The sequence below is a fragment of the Stutzerimonas stutzeri genome, assembly GCF_002890915.1.
In the GTDB taxonomy this organism is placed as follows: Bacteria; Pseudomonadota; Gammaproteobacteria; order Pseudomonadales; family Pseudomonadaceae; genus Stutzerimonas; species Stutzerimonas stutzeri_AF.
The window spans coordinates 24,616-41,781 of record NZ_POUT01000015.1 but is presented as its reverse complement, the minus strand read 5'-3'; the positions used below and the strand labels follow the sequence as shown (position 1 = coordinate 41,781).

Here is a 17,166-nt window from a genome sequence, read left to right as displayed (position 1 = left end):
TTTCCCTCCCGCCCCAGGGGGCGATACCACCCGATGCCGCCCAGCGGCCGAGCGACGCAAGGAGGAGCCGGATGCCGAGAGTTCTGCTGCGCAAGAGCCCTGCCGCATTCAAGACCCTGCCACTATACGTCGAAGCCAGCCCGGACAGCCTGAGCTACCAGAGCCTGGGCCGGCCCCTGAACTTCAGCGAGGTGATCGAGCGGCGCCGCCCGGTGGACGTGCCCGCCCCCGGCCATTTCGCCATTGAGCTGGCCAACCTCGGCGTCTCGGTACGCCTGACCCTCAGCTGGCAGGGCCGCGAATTCTGGGTCCTGGTCCGCCAGCAGCGCCTGGACCGGGGCGACGTGGTGCTCAAGCTGATTTCCGGCTACGTCCCGGCACACGAGCTGAACCTGCCGCTGCTCACCGCCATCCAGGAAATCGCCGAGGAGTGCCTGCTGGAAACCCCGGAAGGCTGGCTCGCCGGGCGCTTCGGCGATACCTGGCTGCCCACGCCATACGAAAGCAGCCTCCAGTATCGCGAAGCGGTGCACTTCAAGCTCGCCTCGCAGTCGGGTGCCACGCGCCCGGTGCAATGCGGCAACATGGTGCTGATGGAGCGCCCGCGCGCCTATGTACACCTGCCGACCGCCTCGCTGCAGCTGGTCTACGACATGCGCCTGGAACTGCCGAAGGAAGCGCGCCGACTGAGCCTGTTCCACGTCGACGAACGCCTCGAGGACGGCCGGCTGGTGGCCCGCCTGGACCGCAGCCGGCCGGACCTCTACCTGATCCCGCTGCATCAGGGGCAGCCCCAGGATCAGTTGCTGCAACTGCGCAACGGCCAGTTCAGCCCGGTGGGCACGCGGGGGCTGTGGCTCTCGGAAAGCTTCGCCCGGCAGGACGGCTGGGTGGTACGTGACGAACGCGTTCGCTGGAGGGACTGGTGGGCCGCCAAGCCGGTCGCCGTGGCGCGCTGAACCGCTTGGCCCCCCGCCAGCGGACGGACGGGGCCATGCTCGCGAAACCCGGACCTGCAGAGCTATCGCGGGCATGGCGCCTCCTACAAACAGACTCCATACGCTGGAAATAAGCACTAAAATGCCTATTTAATCACTCAGCAGCGCAAAAAAGGTAATTTATTGCCTTTTAGCGAGATGAAGGCTACTTTTAAGGCAGTAAAATGCCGGTAGCAGACATGTACCCGCTCACCCTACAGATTCATACAGGCCACGCATGGCACGACGCCATGCAACTGACCTTCGAGCAACCCACGTTGGGGCTGGAGGGCACCTGTCGATGGGGTCGTCCGGACTGCTGTCGAGTCCATGTATTCACTGGCGGGCGTGACCGAGCCCGGTAGCTATATGTCGCACACCAATGTACTGCGACACCTCGTCGAGCTATGGCAAAGCGTGGGTCAAGATCAGCAGGTCGGCGATCTGGTGTTCGAATACCTGCGGCGCGACCTGCTGAACCTGATCTTGGGCAACTCGGACAACCATGGTCGCAATACATCGATTCTACGCATGGACAAAGGCGTGAAGCTGGCCCCTATATATGACCTAGCCCCCATGGTCATGGACGATGAAGGCGTAACACGCACAACCAAGTGGCCGCAGCCCATTGAGCTGGCTGGCGAGGTAGACTGGCGGAAGGCCTGCGAAGAGGTAGGCATATGGGCCGATGCCGAAGAATTGTTCGAGCGGCTCAGAACAGCCGCACGTGACTTCATGGCCTTGCCCGACCTGTTGACCGACGAAGGCCTGCCTCTGGCGACCATGAATCATCCACGTATCGCGCTACGCAGCCTTCCTCAACGACTCGCCAGATGGAGGCTTACCTGAATGGATATCACAGAGCGCGACCGCATCCTGACGGAGATACGGACTCAACTGGCATCCGGCGATATCACCATCGGACAAGCCGTCCGCAGGCTCCGCAAGGAAATCACCGGCCTGCAGCAGGCCAGGTTCGCCCAGATGTGCAAACTCTCCCTGCGCGCTCTGCGTCAGTTGGAGCACGATGAAGCCAATCCGACCGTGCACACCCTGAACAGCGTATTCGGCCCCTTCGGCATGCAGGTCGGCATCGTGCCGAAGCCTCAGCGCTGATACCTATGCTGGGACTGCTGCAATACGAGGCACGCGGCGAGTGCAGGCCACGGGACTGCCAGACGCTTGAAGCTTGAAGCTTGAAGCTTGAAGCTTGAAGCTCAAAAGCATCGCCCCGAGGCCGGGCAATCCACGGGGATGTGATGAATGCCGCAGACCCGCCGGGAGCGGGCGCGGCCTCCCACAAAAGCAGCGAGCACCACCGAACCCAGTGGGCGCGCCCTCTCGGCGATACAGGTCGCAGGACTGCCAAAGGCCTGAAGCCTGAAGCCTGAAGCCTGAAGTCTGAAGTCTGAAGTCTGAAGTCTGAAGTCTGAAGTCTGAAGAGCATCGCCCCGGGGCGGGCCCTTTCACAAAGCAGTAGCCGTAGTACGGGTTTCACCCGCCCTACGCCTTGCGAATCTTCTCGACGATGGCCGTGGTCGAGCTGTTCTCCACCAGCCCCAGCACCTTCACCACGCCGCCATAGGCCTTGACCAGCTCGGCCCCGACCACCTGGTCGACGCCGTAGTCGCCACCCTTGACCAACACATCGGGGCGGACCTGGGCCAACAGGTTTTCCGGCGTGTCCTCGGCGAAGCACACCACCCAGTCCACCGCTTCCAGACCGGCCAGCACCGCCATGCGGCGATCCACCGAATTGATCGGTCGCCCCGGGCCCTTCAGGCGGCTGACCGAGCCATCGTCGTTGACCGCGACGATCAGCCGGTCGCCCTGGGCGTGCGCCTGTTCGAGATAGGTCACGTGCCCCGCATGCAGGATGTCGAAGCAGCCGTTGGTGAAGACGATCTTCTCGCCCTGCGCGCGGGCGTCCCCGACGACGGTCAGCAACTGCTCGACGGTCATCACGCCGCGCTCGGAGCCCTCCTCGCGCTGTACCGCACGGCGCAACTCCGGTGCGCTGATAGCGGCAGTGCCGAGCTTGCCGACCACGATGCCGGCGGCCAGATTGGCCAGCGCCACCGCCTGCGGCAGTTCCTCGCCGGCGGCCAGGGAGGCGGCGAGCGTGGAAATCACCGTGTCGCCGGCACCGGTCACGTCGAAGACCTCGCGCGCCCGCGCCGGCAGGTGCAGCGGTGCATGCCCGGGGCGCAGCAGGGTCATGCCATGCTCACCGCGGGTCACCAGCAATGCGCCCAGCTCCAGCTGGCGCATCAGCTCGGCGCCCTTGGTCACCAGCTCGGCCTCGTCGGTACAATGCCCGACGATCGCCTCGAATTCGCCAAGGTTGGGTGTGATCAGCGAGGCACCACGGTAAATCTCGAAATCCTTGCCCTTGGGATCGGCCAGCACCGGAATGCCACGGCGGCGAGCCGCCTGGATCAGTGCCTGGTGATTCTTCAGCGCACCCTTGCCATAGTCGGACAGCACCAGCACCTTGACCCCGGCCAGCAGGCTTTCCACCTCAGCGAGCAAGGCATCCGGATCGGTATCGAATGGCTCTTCGAAATCCATGCGCAGCAGTTGCTGGTGACGGCTCATCACCCGTAGCTTGACGATGGTCGGCTGGTGCTCGAGGCACTGGAAATGTGCCCGCACACCCGCCGCAGCGAGGCTGTCGGCCAGGCTCTGGCGCGCCTCATCCTCACCAGCCACCCCCACCAGCGAAGCGGGAGCGCCCAGCGCAGCGATGTTCAACGCCACGTTGGCCGCGCCACCGGGACGATCCTCGATCTGCTCGACCTTGACCACCGGCACCGGCGCCTCCGGCGAAATCCGCGACGTACCGCCATGCCAGTAGCGATCGAGCATGACATCGCCCACCACCAGAACGGGGGCTTGGTCGAAACGGGGCATGGTCAGCTTCATGGGGGCTCCGGAGAGGAAGAGAAACGGCAGCGATCATAACATGCGAGAGCCGAGCGCCAGGCAGCAGGGACACGCGGCCAACTACGGCTACAGCTTGCGCACCCAGAACAGCTCGTGCCGACGCACGGCCTTGCGGAAGAACTCATCGTTGCCCGTGGTAGGCCAGCGGCGGCCAATCAGAATGCGCTGGATATGCCGGCGGATGCGCTTCTTCAAAGGCAAGGGAACCTGCAGATCATGCTGCATGGCCAGCGCCATGGCTTTGTCCAGGCAGGTTTCCGGCGAAAGCTGCGGGCTCCAGAGAGCATGCGACGGCAACGTACCGAACACAGGCGGGAGTGCCACGCCATGATCGGCCGGCCCCATGGGCCAGCGATCGTTGTCATACAGATGGTTAGCGTAGAGGAGCTGGACGGCCGGCTTCCAATTGGAGCACCCGATGGCTTCATCGACGGCGATCGTCGCATGCACATGGTCCGCGTGGGGATCGAGCTCGGGATGGGGGACCAGTAATACCTCCGGGCGGTAGTGTTCCAGCAGGCAGACCAGATCGGCAATCAGGTTCTTCCAGCTGGAAGCACCGTCGCGATCGCCCGGCAAGGGGCGCTCATTGAGCCGGCGTACATTGCGGATATCCCGCTCCCCCGACTCCAGCGAGCCGAAAGCCTGATCCGGGCTGGCCCGCATTTCCGCCAGGCGCAGGCAGTAGTAACCGAGCTGCAGGCAGTCGTGTCCATGCACGCCACCCCACAAGGGTACGGCCAGGCTGTTCCAGGCGCGCAGGCGACCTTTCAAACGGGCGGCACCCTCCTTATCGAGCCCCAATCTGCGGTAGTACCTGGCCTCGATCTCTCCTTGGGTGAGCGTCACGATGGAAACTTCACGGCAGCGACTGTAGAAACCGAACGCCGCGAGCTCCGCATCGTCGGCATGGGGGGCGATGATCATCGCTCGACGCTGTGCATAGTCCGGATTGCTGAAGCAATAGAGTTCTGCCTCTGGCGCCATACGCAGGAAACGTCCCCGCAGCCGGATCGTCCCGGCGTTCAGTGCAGCTTCGCAGCCAGAAAGGTTCAGGTAACGCCAGCCACTGCAGCGCCGTTCGAAATCCTGCCGGTCAGCCAGACCCGGCCCGTCTATGTGGATGCGCGGATCGAACAAACAACCAAGCCAGGTGCTGCGCACCCTCACCTTCAGGATCAGGGTTTCACTGCCGGCAGGCAGAGCAGTCCCGGTCGCTGACCTCGGCACGCCCGCCACGATTTCGATCGGCAGGCTGGGAGTCCCCGGCGGGAAGGCGTACTCATAGGATTCCGTGGGTGAATAGAACAAGTGATCGGCGAACCAGGCCTCGTGGATCAGCCAGAATGCCAGCGCCAGCAAGGGCGCCACCCACCAGGGGCCGATATTGACGACGCTGTTGTCCAAGAACGCCGCCATGACAAGGACAGCAAGAGAAAGCACTAGACGCTTGTTACGACGGTGACGCTTCAACAACTCTTGCTTGCGATTGGACATAGGAGCCTGATCATGACTGGTATACCGGCACACGATGGCACCAGCGGTCCTTGTATTCGCAATCGGCTCGGCCGAAGGAATAACGCAGGGGTTTGCCCAGGCTCCGCGCATCCGCCCAGGCGGCCTGGGTATTGATGAAGCTGAGAACGCTGCCGGGGCTGAAATGATGGGTGCGGGGGTCGACACCACCATTGATGTACTCATAGCTGATCCAGCCTAACGACTCGACCCTGTACAGCACCTGAACGGCCACGGGAAAACCGTCCAGCATCAGCAACGAGCCACGCAGGAAATCCTGCAACAGGCCGAATACCTCGATCAGGTGGGACTTGCCTGGCACCTCGAAGCCCCAGCGGCGCTCGAACAGGTCGGTATAGATGGCGGCCAGCTCGACGGGGGTGAACTCCGCCAGCGGACGCACCTCGCCGCCCGCCTCTTCGAACAGACGCTGCTCGCGACGCAGGTTGTAGCGGAATTTCTTCGAATAATCCTCAGGCTGGCGCGCCAGCGCCAGGCCCTCGGGCTGCTTGCGCAGAATGGCGATGCGCCCGGCATTGAGCTCGGAAACATAGCGCAGACGCTGGCGTACCGGCACGCGGGCCTCCTCGGCCAGCGGCAGGATGATCTCGGCATTGCCCAGGTCGAACAATCCGCGCTTGCCACGCTTCTTCAGCACTTCCTTGGACAGGGCCAGATGCCGCCCCCAGCACGGCACCGCTGCAACCAGCCCGCCATTTTGCTCCCACCCCAGGTATCGCACCGGAATTTGCGCCAGCCCGGCCAGCCGCTCGATCACATCAGGATGGGTCGCCACGCTGCCGCCGAAACGTTGCCACACCTGCCGATAGGTGGTCGCATCGATAACCTGCCAACCGCGTTCGCGCCAGGCACGCCATGGATGCAATGTCATTCGCGCCCCCTGAAGCGAGGTAAGGGTCGTGCGAAACTTTGACGATATCCCTCGATAAAGGCCGCCCAGCGTTCACTCTTCCAGCCGGAGCGGCGAGCGATCTGACTCAGATCATGACGTGCAGCCTGGAACCGGCTCAGGCGGATACGGCTCTTTTCCAGATCTATCAGCGCAACCTGGAAGGCTCCCTCACTGACGTTGACGAAAACGTGCTTCAGATAAAGGCAGCCATGCTGGCGGCATGCTGCGTTCAAGAGCCCGATCACCCGGCCAACTTCGCGAATAATCTGCAGATGCAGCACCTCCCCCCAACACTGTTCGGCCTTTCGCCGATAGCAATCCTCCAGACTCTCAAAGCCTTCAAGCCCCTCCGTGAGCAAGACCGCCTGCCAGACGCCCTCCCGCTTACGGCAGCCGGCAAAGACCAGAGCAGGCACCGGCACCCCCAGCCGTCGACAGTGCATCAGCGCATCCTGCTCACGCATCACGGTGGGATAGCCCAAGGGTCTACTCAGACTACGGTAGACATGGCCGGTCTGCTGTTTGCGATAGAGTAGCTGGCCATCGTGGCCGTATATGCGTTGAACACCGCTGAGCCCACCCCGCCGCTCATTCGGCGGCTCGACCCATTCGCCCGGAACGGCAAGCCAGCGTTCGAGTTCTTTCTCCCGGCTCATGACGGTACTCTCCATTTCGTGAGCTCAGGGCTCATCCTTGAACTGCGTTTCGTGCAATTTGGCGTAGGCACCATTGGCTGCGAGCAATTCGGCGTGCGTACCGCGTTCGACGATACGCCCCTGCTCCATGACCAGGATGAGATCAGCCTTCTCGATGGTGCTCAGACGATGAGCGATGACCAGCGTGGTGCGCCCCGTCATCACATGATCCAGCGCGCCCTGGATATGCCGTTCGGACTCGGTATCCAGCGCCGAAGTCGCCTCATCCAGAATCAGCACCGGCGCATCCTTCAACAGCGCGCGGGCGATCGCCAGACGCTGACGCTGGCCGCCGGAAAGCAGCACACCATTCTCACCGACCTGGGTCTGGTAACCCTGTGGCATTTGCTCGATGAACTCATCGGCATAGGCTGCCTGGGCTGCCCGGCGGATATCCTCGATCGGCGCGCCTGCGAGATCGCCATAGGCGATATTGTTGGCGACCGTATCGTTGAACAACGTGACCTGCTGAGTAACCAGCGCAATATGCCGGCGCAGATTACGCAGCCTGTAGTCTTCGATCTCCGCGCCATCCAGCAATATCTGCCCCCGATCATGGTGGTAGAAACGCGGAATGAGGTTGGCCAGGGTCGACTTGCCCGAGCCCGAGCGCCCGACCAACGCTACCATCTGGCCTGGCTCGGCGGTGAAGCTGATATCGTGCAGCACCTGCTTGTCGGTACCGGGGTAAACGAAACTCAAGCCATTGATTTCCAGGCGCCCGGCAACGCGCTCACGCTCAAGCGTCCCGCTGTCGATCTCGGGCGTCTCATCCAGTTGCTCGAAGATGCTCTCGGCCCCAGAAACGCCTTTCTGGATCGTGGAACTCACCTCCGAAAGCTGCCTGATCGGCTTGGGTAGCAGCCCCGCCAATGTGATGTACGCCACCAGATCGCCGGCTGACGCATCACCACGCATGAACAGCACCAGGAACATCAGCACGGCCATGGCGCTGTAGATCACCAGTTGCAGCGTCGGCGTATAGACCGCGTTGGTCTTGACCATACGCAGCTGCTTACCGGTATTGTCCAGGCTGGCGTCGAGAAAGCGAGCCTGCTCGTAAGCCTCGCCGCCGAAGCTGCGCACCACCCGATAACCCTGAATGGTCTCGGAGGCGACATGAGTGACATCGCCCATCGCGACCTGGATCTTCTTGCTCTGCTTGCGGAACTTCTTGCTGGCGCTGGTCACCATCACCCCGATGACCGGCAGGATTGCCACCATCACCATGGTCAGCTTCCAATTCATCCAAAGCAACGTGGCGAACAGGAAGATCACTGTCATCCCTTCGCGCACCACCACCTTGATCGCATCGGTGGCCGCCCCCGTCACCATCGTCACGTTGTAGGTGATGCGCGAAATCAGGTGGCCGGAGTTGTGGCTGTCGAAGTAGCGATTGGGCAGTGTCAGCATGTTGTTGAACAGCGCGACACGCAGGTCATGCACCAAACCTAGTGAGACCCTGGCCAGAAAATAGTTGCCGAGAAACGAGCCGATGCCCTGCATCAGAGCGATGAGCACGATCAGCAGCGGCACCGCCTGCAGCAGCTTCAGCTCCGCCAACCAGGCCTGGTCTTGAAGATAAGGGACCTGCGCGAAAAAACTGGCGTCCGGGTTGTTCAGGCCATCGACGAAAAACTTGAGGATGTAACCGAGCATCGGTTGAGTAGAGGCGAAGATCAGGAAGCCAAGCAGGCTGATGGCGAACAGGCCCCAGTAGGGAATGACGTAACGCAGCAACCGTAAATACACTTTCACACTGGATTGCTGGGTAGAATTGGCCATGCGGCGGCCCCATGAAATGGCTAGAGGAACAAGATGCGGATTGTAACAGCGCGGGAATTGGAAAGCTGGCTGGCCAGCGGCAAGGTGCTGGAGAAAGATGCCCGGGGGCCAAAGGTAGTCGCACTGGAGAATGGGCTGTTTTTGAAGATTTTTCATACCCGGCGGCAACCTTGGTTAGCACGTTTGCGTCCCGCAGCTACACGTTTCGCCTGCAATGCCGAGCGTCTACGCTTAGCCGGCGTACCAGTCCCCGAGGTACTGGAGCAGCTCTGGTTGAATCGCCAAACAGGACTCAGTGCCTGCCTCTATCGGCCGCTTCCCGGGCAATCCATCGAACAGCTGTATCTTCAAGCCCCACAACATGCAGAACAGCTACTGCCCTCGCTTGCCAGTTTTATTTATCAACTTCATCGTAGCGGCATCTATTTTCGCTCCCTCCACTTGGGCAATATCTTGCTGTTACCCGATGGCGGCCACGGCTTGATCGATATCCTGGATTTGCAATGTAAACGCCGGCCACTCAGCCCCTGGCTGGTGCAGCGCAACTTCCGGCATCTGAAACATTATCTGAGCCGGCGCAAGTTGACGGATTTCCCCATCGACAGCCTGATCGCGCACTATCAACTCTGCGCCGGGCGCCGAGTACGGCGTGACTGAAGATATTCCTGTACCGCGCTGCGCTGACCATCCAGCACAGCCATAAACACAGGCAGCCAGAAATAAATCCATAACGGTTGCGGCGAAGTCAACACGCCATTACTGGTTGTCAGCAAACTGCCCCAGCCAAGCAGTGCCAGCAATAGCCAACGCGAGCGGGCACGCCATGCGTAATTTAGCCACAGCAATGCAAACAGGCTGAACAACACGCCACCTAATAGCCCATTGCGGTAGAGCATGGCGAAGTAGCCACTATGTGGATGTTCGAACCGACCCAAGAATCGATACTCATCGGCACCACAGCCGAGCCAGATGCCACATTGATTGACCAGGCGCGACCCAGCATCCTGCCAGATGTCCAAGCGATAACTGAAGCCACGACGCAGCAGCAGCTCATCACCGCCCAAACCATACAACAGCCCCCCCAGCAACAGCAGCACCGCCAGCCCTAGTAGAAACATGCGCCGATACAGCAAATAACCCAAAAAGAACAAGACGAAGCCTGCCACTGTCGAGCGGGATTGAAATATCGTGGCGCACAACAGAATGGCACCACCCAGCAACAACAACCCTGCCGCCAGGGTCAGCGGTGAGCGCCGTTCAAGCCCATCCGCCACCCGAAAAAGCCAGAGAAAAATCAGTGCATTGCTGATCAGCAATGAGAAATGCACCGGGTTAATAGGCTCGCCAAGAAAGCGGCCATAGCGCACCAATTTTCCGGTCTGTAACCAGATCCATAGCCAGTCGAGGGCAATGAACACGAGAATGCCCAAACTGATCCAGGCGCATAGATCGTACACCGCCTTCACATCCCAACGACGGTCCTGCAACAGCAGGCAGCTGGCGCAAAAAAGCAGCAGGTACAGCGCTTTCTTCAGCCCGGCCGCATCCCCCGCATCCAACGCAACTAATGCCACCAGCAGAATCACCAGCCAGCCAAAAGGGCGAACCAGCACGGTCAAGGCGGCCGGCCGCAATAGCAACCACCCAAGGCAAGGTAAGGCCAAGCCTGCATAGAAGATATTATTGATTGTCTTGGAAGACAGCGGCAGATAGAACGCCAGGCAGAACAATCCAAACAGTACGGCGAACAACCAAGGACCGTAGCGCAGCCACTCCTTGCCAAACCACGTCATTGGAAAACCTCAAAAACAAGGAAAAGAACGCAACAGGCCAGCCTGCAAGTCAGATAATCCCGGACGCTCATACTCGCCAATCAACTCAGCCACATCCTCTCGTACAAGACGCTCAAGTGCAGAGGAGCACAAAGGCTCGGGCTCGCTCAGCGAGAAGGCCGAGTAGTAGTCAACGAATTTGAAATCAGAAATCAGCCCGCTCGACAGACGCAGACGCCGATTGGGCACCTCAAATGCATCCGCCACGATCAGTCCGTGCATGCTTGAAGAGAGCACGAAATCACAAGCCTGTATCGAACGTAGCACTTCCTCCACCGGCCAGAAAACATCAATTAGCAACACTCCAGGCTGCTTCGATGCAGCAATTATGGCGGGATGCTGGCGATCGACATAATGCGGAATGATGCCTACCTTGTGCGTCTTGGCCGGCTTGGCCTTGCCGCCCCACCAGTGACTGGCCAGCAACCCCGGATCGCCCAGGGCTGGGCTGCCACGCAAACCAACTACCTGCTCGCAGCTTTTGACACCCCGTAGCGCATGATAATGGTGTCGCGCGGAGAAACTTAGCCCTGGCGCATCCGTGCCCGCCCCCCAGATATGCAAGCGATGCGGTAAGAAAAAGCGCTTGGCCTTACGTTCTCTCGGCAAGATTGAGCCGATAGCCATCATTTCAGCCCGATTTATCGGAGCATAAACCACCGGCTTGCCCGCCAGCATTTCAACCAGCAGCGGAGACAGATAATCACCAAAATTTTGCTGGTTGGGATCGCTACGTCCCTTGCCACGACACCAATAAAGTTTAATTGTCATTCTAGACTCTCAATCCATATCGAATGCGCACCCAGGCTCGCTGCCAGAAGGTCAACCCTGGCCAAGGCCGCATGGGCTCGACAATTTCTCGTGCCAGATCTCGTCCGACCCGAGCAAAGGTATAGTGCTGACGGGCAAACGCCTGTCCCGCTCTGGCGATGCGTTCTACAAGAGCGGGGTCCTCCTTGAGGCGTTCAAGCTTCGCTATTCCTTCCTCGACAGAGCGATAGAGCATGACATTTTCGCCATCCTTAAAGCCCATAGCGGCATCCTCTTCCTCACCCTGACTCCAGGCAAGCAGCGCACAACCGCAAGCCATGGCCTCGAAATTCTTAACCATATACTCGCCCATACCGACATCGGCACTGACAAAGATACGGATACGATTGAGCAATTCCACATACCGCTGGCCTGAGTCGGTACGCGTTATCAACAGCTCGCTCCTTGCGGCGATAGACTCCAGCATCTTCCTGCGCCCCTCATAAGAGTGACCATTCACGCTACCGAGGAAAGCCGCCGCAATATCGCGCTCAGCGCCTTTATTCAGCACTAATTGCTCGTCGTAGCCTTTAGAAACGAAACGTGCATCCACACCTTCGCTTCGCAGGCGTCTAGCAACCCCCGCACCAGAGCTAAGGACCCTTGCCCAAGGCAACTTTCGATAAAAGAGAGAATAAAGGCGATAGTATTTGCTTCCTGGCATGTAATTCTGGCAGGCGTCATGCTCCAGAAATACTAGGCCAGGAACGCACCGCAGCACATCAACCTGACGTCGCAGGCGCTTCAAGCGGGAGAAAACCACTACACGGTCATAGGTCGAACTGTTGTGCTGGCGAAGCACCCATCCTATTTTCTTTTGCTGCGACTTACTCAAGCGTATGAGGTCGCAATCACCAAGAGCCAGGCAAATTGAGTCATACAGGTAATCGAGATTGATGCGCTGTTCATCCATCACAAGCATCAAAACTTTCACAAACTTTCCATCTCCAGAAAACCTAATGCGCAAAACGCCCTTGCGCCAAGTTACACAATAATGCACGAGCCTCGAGAAACATCGCTCAACCTCTATACTTCAGATATCACTGACACTTCATATTGCTCATACATCTAGATACATAAACCATCATTTCAATAAATCCAGCCTGACCGGCGTATTGGCCTTGACATCCTGCTGTAAAATTTTTCCCAACAACTGGTCAAGCAGCTTGGGAGGTACGCCATAGCCGGGACGAACACTCCTTACAGCATCGTGCTCGAGCCTATCGCCGGCATGCAAGTTCTTCACAAAATACAATGACCGTCGAAATTTCAAGTTTCCCTGTTCGCTCGACTTACGCCCATAATCCACCTTACCTAGCGCAGCCCACGCAGTCTTGCTGTCACGGCACAGCGCAGCGAGTTCTGCTGGCTCCAGCGAAAAGCTGTCATCGGGACCGCCGCCGTTGCGGTCGAGAGTGAAGTGTTTCTCGATGACAGAAGCGCCAAGCGCCACGCTGGCGAGAGCGGTAGTATTGTCCAACGTATGGTCTGATAGACCGGTGACCAGGCCAAAACGTTGCATCATGTCGGGGATGGTACGCAGGTTGTAGTCTTCGGCCGGCGCTGGATAGCCACTGACGCAGTGGAGAATAGCCAACTCCTTGCAGCCGCCGTCGCGGGCCGCCTCTACAGCTTCCTGGATTTCCTCGGCGTCAGCCATGCCGGTGGAGATGATCATCGGCTTGCCGGTACCAGCCACATAGCGGATCAGCGGCAGGTCGACAGCTTCGAAGGAAGCGATCTTGTAGGCCGGAGCGTCGAGATCTTCCAGTAGGTCAACGGCAGTATTGTCGAAGGGCGAACTGAAGATGGTGATGCCCAACTGGCGAGCACGGTCGAACAGCGGCTCATGCCACTCCCATGGCATGTAGGCTTCTTGATAAAGCTGATAGAGGGTCTTTCCATCCCACAGACCACCGTGAATCTGGAACTCCTCGGAGTCGCAGTTCAGGGTGATGGTATCGGCAGTATAGGTCTGAAGTTTGATCGCATCGGCACCAGCCTTCTTCGCCTCCTCGATTATTTTCAGTGCTGTTTCCAATCGACCATTATGGTTGGCGGACAATTCAGCGATGATGTACGGAGGATAACCGAGGCCGATATCTCGACCCGCGACAGAAATTCTCGGGCTCATAATTTCTTTCTCAACCATTGGAAAGTTTAAGGAGCTTTTGCAACATAGCTTCGCGCCGCAACCCCCACTGATTTGCCAATATACCTAAACGATAAACATCGACAAAAACTCCATCTACTCTATGCTGCTCGCGAAACACACCTTCAATATTGAAGCCAAATTTCTGATGAAGCTTTATGACAGGCGTATTGAATTCCAAAACCTCGCAACACAGCTTATGAAGCTGCATATGGTTAAAGGCGTACTCAAGCGCCAAATACTCCATCTTGCTGCCAGTCCCCTTCGGCGCCTGCGGGGAAGCATAAAATGCCCATGACGAATTCAAGCTTGCATTATCAATTCCAGTAAAAGCGACAATACCCAAGGGAGTCGATTGACACTCATACATAAAATAACTCTGATCACTTCGCATCTGAATTCGCGCCCACCATTCAAGATGCTCAGCAAGGGTGATTTCGTGCCGGGTGTACATATTAGCTCGTACGCTTGGCGCATTGCGCCACGAAAGCATTAACTCTAACTCTTCCGCCTTGAGAGATCGCAGCTCGCCAAGCTTCAAAATAACTGCCTTCATTATTCTATCCTCGCAGAAATTAGCCAGCTAGCGACGCGCTGACAACCTCTGCCATCGGTTATGGCACTTGCACTCTCGCCAATACTCTTCAAATACTCATTGGAATTAGTGGCTTCGCGAATAAAGTCTGCTAATTCGCTTGTTAGCTGCGTATCTAAATGCAGCAACCGTACAGCCCGTGCCCTATTCAGCAGCCAAGCGGCGTATCTCTGATTTTCCGCTAGTACTAGCATCCCTGTCGGCAGCCCCAGGCAACAGCGTTCCCAAGAAGTAGCACCTGCCGCACCAATCGCCAAATCGCTATCGGCCATCAGCCGGGCCATATCGCTCACACCGACAAGAACCCGGGTCTTCCAAGGCATGCTCTGCGCCTGGCTGGTGACTTCGGACAGCCAAGGCGCGCCAGCCCCCATGACTACGGTGATCTGGCAGCCTGTCGGAAGCGAAGAGATGCGCAATGCCTCCAGCACCTTCCCGGTGGCGTTGTCCTTGTCGACCCCGCCCATACTGATCAACAGCTGACGCACCCGTGGCTCGGCACGGCGCTGCAGACTGTAGGAGCGCAGCGCTGCGAATTCGGGGCGCAGTAACGCGTATTGCGAGCCGCAGAGCACTTGGCAATCGTTGGGCAGCCATGCTCGATAATCCTTCACAGTGCGGCCAAAGGTCTGGTCGAGCAGCAGGTCACAATAATGCGGCCGATCGGCCAGATCATCGATGACCATCAGCTTGTGGCAGCAAGGTCTCAGAGCAAGCTCCCAGCGTGCGTCCAAGGCGTAGTGATCGACAATCAGCCAGTCGGGTTGCAGCTCAGCGAGGATGGGTGCGCAGGCCTCAACATCTTCTGCCTGAGTGGTGCCAAGCCAGTGGCCGTGGGCTGTAGCTTTCTCGCCGCTTGCCGCTCTGATCGTAGGCAAATCCGCGGTCCCAGGCTCTGCGCAAGCTGGCAAGGCATGGACGATATACCCCTTGTTGCGGATGAATTCGATCAGGTTGCCATGGTGCTCGCGGCAGAGAAACTGGCAGTCGGCACCATGGGCAGCAAGCGCGTCAGCCAAGGTCAAGCAACGCATGACATGACCGGTGCCCATCTGCAGCGAGGCATCGGCACGAAAGGCGGCTTTTATCATCACCGCTTCGCCTGCGCCTGCATCGCCTTGAACAGCCATTCGGCGCGCTCCCAGTCTTCTCTCGTGTCGATATCCTGGACCCGGTGGCGCGGCAGCGGGACCGGAGCTGAATGCAGCCCGAACAGAGGCTTGCCCTCCAGCCAGGCACTGGCTCCTCCCCAGTAGAACTGTCCCGCATCGTGATAGGTCTCTTCGAGATCTTGTGAGCGGGTGTTGAAGTGCTCGGGCTGGAGCATCTCCACACGCCCTTCACGTGTGATGCGAATCGCACGCTGGATCGGAAAGGCATAGCTGGTAACCGAGAAAGCGTAATCGCAGTCGCTCCGGAGCAGCACTTCCAGCCCTCGACGGATATCTTCCCCACTCACAAAGGGCGCGGTAGCGTAGATGCAGCACACCTGCTGCGGGCATTCTCCATTGGAGATAAACCATTCGATCGCATGCCGGACGACCGGGATGGTGCCAGTATGGTCATCGGACAATTCGGCCGGGCGCATGAAAGGTACAGTTGCCCCGTACTGATGGGCTATTTCGGCTATTTCCGCATCATCGGTGGAAACGATGACACGATCGAAGCAGCCACTTCCCAAGGCTGCTTCAATGGACCAAGCGATCATCGGCTTTCCACAGAACGACTTGATGTTCTTGCGCGGGATGCGCTTGCTGCCGCCGCGGGCGGGAATCACCGCCATTCTCACGATGCAACCACCTTACACAATGCTGCGGTGACCTGGTCCTGCTGCTCCTCGCTCATGGCCGGGAACATCGGCAGGCTGATAGCTTCACGGTAGTACTGCTCAGCCTGTGGAAAATCCCCGGCCCGAAACCCCATATGCTGGTAGTACGGCTGTGTATGCACCGGGATGTAGTGCAGGTTGACGCCAACGCCCTGCTCCCGCAGCGACTCGAATACCTGGCGATGAGTCTTGTCGATCTTTTCTAGCTGCAGCCGAATGACGTAGAGATGCAGGCCGGAGTAGCTGTCCGGGTGCTGCCAGGGCGTGGTGACCGGCAAACCGGCCAGCAGCTCGTCATAACGCTGGGCCAACTGATGGCGGCGCGCAACATAGTGGTCCAGACGCTCCACCTGGGTAACGCCCAGAGCGGCCTGCAGCTCCGTCATGCGGTAGTTGAAGCCGAGATCGATCTGCTGGTAATACCAGGGCCCATCGGCCTCATGAGTCATCTGGGCCGGATCGCGAGTAATCCCATGGCTGCGTAGCAGCGCCATCTTACCGGCCAGTCCCGCATCGTTGGTCAGCGCCATCCCGCCTTCGGCAGTGGTGATGATTTTTACCGGATGGAAGCTGAACACCGTGATGTCGCTATAACGACAGTTGCCGATGAATTCGCCGCGGTATTTGCCTCCGATAGCATGCGAAGCATCCTCGATGATCTTGAAGCCGTAGCGCTGGGCCAATTCGTGGATTGCATGCATATCGCAGGGCTGCCCACATAGATGCACGGCGACCACTACCTTGGGCAGCTTGCCGTCGCGCTCGGCCTTCTCCAACTTATGCGCCAGGGCTTGGGGGCAGAGGTTGTAGGTGCGCGGATCGATATCGACGAAGCCGACCTGAGCGCCACAGTAAAGGCCGCAGTTGGCCGAGGCAACGAAAGTGATCGGTGTTGTCCATAGCCAATCCCCCGGCCCCAAATCCAGTGCCAGGCAGGCGATATGCAATGCCGAGGTGGCACTGTTCACGGCCAGCGCATGACAGGCGCCGACATGCTGCGCCACGGCATTCTCGAAGCGCGGCACCATCGGTCCCTGGGTGAGGAAATCCGATTGCAGCACACCCACCACCGCGTCGATATCGGTCTGGGTAATGTCCTGACGGCCGTAGGGAATCAT

The 17,166-nt window shown here is 59.0% G+C and carries 16 protein-coding genes and 1 pseudogene; 4 read left to right on the top strand and 13 right to left on the bottom strand.

Going from position 1 to position 17,166, the window contains the following annotated elements; genetic code table 11:
- Positions 1-71: 71 nt before the first annotated feature.
- The 3 genes and pseudogenes from CXK94_RS19825 (at position 72) to CXK94_RS19815 (ending at position 2,093) form a co-directional block, all read left to right on the top strand.
- Complete coding sequence (locus CXK94_RS19825) at positions 72-959, top strand: metal ABC transporter ATPase (RefSeq protein WP_102895584.1); 888 nt, start codon at positions 72-74, stop codon at positions 957-959.
- 321 nt (positions 960-1,280) lie between these two features.
- Positions 1,281-1,826, top strand: a pseudogene (locus tag CXK94_RS19820) (HipA domain-containing protein); the annotation flags it as partial.
- Entirely contained in the window at positions 1,827-2,093 is a 267-nt protein-coding gene (locus CXK94_RS19815) for a helix-turn-helix domain-containing protein (protein WP_020305806.1), read from the top strand.
- A gap of 387 nt (positions 2,094-2,480) precedes the next feature.
- On the opposite strand, the gene hldE is transcribed toward CXK94_RS19815, so the two are convergent.
- From hldE to msbA, 5 genes are all read right to left on the bottom strand, one after another.
- On the bottom strand, positions 2,481-3,902 hold the full coding sequence (hldE, locus tag CXK94_RS19810; RefSeq protein ID WP_102895583.1) for a bifunctional D-glycero-beta-D-manno-heptose-7-phosphate kinase/D-glycero-beta-D-manno-heptose 1-phosphate adenylyltransferase HldE: 1,422 nt from the start codon (positions 3,900-3,902) through the stop codon (positions 2,481-2,483).
- Positions 3,903-3,989: 87 nt separating this feature from the next.
- The gene (locus CXK94_RS19805) at positions 3,990-5,420 is read right to left on the bottom strand and encodes a PIG-L deacetylase family protein (protein WP_180984455.1); all 1,431 of its coding nucleotides are present in this window, start codon (positions 5,418-5,420) and stop codon (positions 3,990-3,992) included.
- Positions 5,421-5,430: 10 nt separating this feature from the next.
- Positions 5,431-6,330: a GNAT family N-acetyltransferase gene (locus tag CXK94_RS19800; RefSeq protein WP_102895581.1), complete on the bottom strand. Its 900-nt coding sequence runs from the start codon at positions 6,328-6,330 to the stop codon at positions 5,431-5,433.
- Positions 6,327-7,007, bottom strand: coding sequence for a lipopolysaccharide kinase InaA family protein (locus tag CXK94_RS19795; RefSeq protein ID WP_102895621.1), 681 nt, complete (start codon positions 7,005-7,007; stop codon positions 6,327-6,329). Before CXK94_RS19795 ends, CXK94_RS19800 begins: the two co-directional genes overlap by 4 nt.
- A 24-nt stretch (positions 7,008-7,031) precedes the next feature.
- Entirely contained in the window at positions 7,032-8,831 is a 1,800-nt protein-coding gene (msbA, locus tag CXK94_RS19790; RefSeq protein ID WP_102895580.1) for a lipid A export permease/ATP-binding protein MsbA, read from the bottom strand.
- A gap of 33 nt (positions 8,832-8,864) precedes the next feature.
- Between msbA and CXK94_RS19785 the strand changes: the two genes are divergently transcribed.
- Complete coding sequence (locus CXK94_RS19785; protein ID WP_020305800.1) at positions 8,865-9,488, top strand: lipopolysaccharide kinase InaA family protein; 624 nt, start codon at positions 8,865-8,867, stop codon at positions 9,486-9,488.
- Here CXK94_RS19785 and CXK94_RS19780 read toward each other — a convergent pair.
- From CXK94_RS19780 to pseC, 8 genes are all read right to left on the bottom strand, one after another.
- Positions 9,452-10,624, bottom strand: coding sequence for a hypothetical protein (locus tag CXK94_RS19780; RefSeq protein ID WP_020305799.1), 1,173 nt, complete (start codon positions 10,622-10,624; stop codon positions 9,452-9,454). The two genes, CXK94_RS19785 and CXK94_RS19780, sit on opposite strands and share 37 nt — an antisense overlap.
- Before the next feature lie 9 nt (positions 10,625-10,633).
- Positions 10,634-11,434 carry a polysaccharide pyruvyl transferase family protein gene (locus CXK94_RS19775; protein WP_102895579.1) on the bottom strand — a complete coding sequence of 267 codons (801 nt, stop codon included), beginning with the start codon at positions 11,432-11,434 and terminating at the stop codon, positions 10,634-10,636.
- Between the two features lies 1 nt (position 11,435).
- On the bottom strand, positions 11,436-12,407 hold the full coding sequence (locus tag CXK94_RS19770) for a glycosyltransferase (protein WP_180984454.1): 972 nt from the start codon (positions 12,405-12,407) through the stop codon (positions 11,436-11,438).
- Positions 12,408-12,557: 150 nt separating this feature from the next.
- Positions 12,558-13,607: a pseudaminic acid synthase gene (gene pseI, locus CXK94_RS19765; RefSeq protein ID WP_102895577.1), complete on the bottom strand. Its 1,050-nt coding sequence runs from the start codon at positions 13,605-13,607 to the stop codon at positions 12,558-12,560.
- A 10-nt stretch (positions 13,608-13,617) separates the two neighbouring features.
- A complete protein-coding gene (pseH, locus tag CXK94_RS19760) occupies positions 13,618-14,181 on the bottom strand; it encodes a UDP-4-amino-4,6-dideoxy-N-acetyl-beta-L-altrosamine N-acetyltransferase (protein WP_102895576.1) in 564 nt (187 codons plus the stop codon).
- A complete protein-coding gene (gene pseG / locus CXK94_RS19755; protein ID WP_256046207.1) occupies positions 14,181-15,350 on the bottom strand; it encodes a UDP-2,4-diacetamido-2,4,6-trideoxy-beta-L-altropyranose hydrolase in 1,170 nt (389 codons plus the stop codon). Before pseG ends, pseH begins: the two co-directional genes overlap by 1 nt.
- Positions 15,311-16,009, bottom strand: coding sequence for a pseudaminic acid cytidylyltransferase (pseF, locus tag CXK94_RS19750; RefSeq protein ID WP_102895574.1), 699 nt, complete (start codon positions 16,007-16,009; stop codon positions 15,311-15,313). The genes pseG and pseF overlap by 40 nt, the downstream gene beginning before the upstream one ends.
- On the bottom strand, positions 16,006-17,166 hold the full coding sequence (pseC, locus tag CXK94_RS19745; protein ID WP_102895573.1) for a UDP-4-amino-4,6-dideoxy-N-acetyl-beta-L-altrosamine transaminase: 1,161 nt from the start codon (positions 17,164-17,166) through the stop codon (positions 16,006-16,008). The genes pseF and pseC overlap by 4 nt, the downstream gene beginning before the upstream one ends.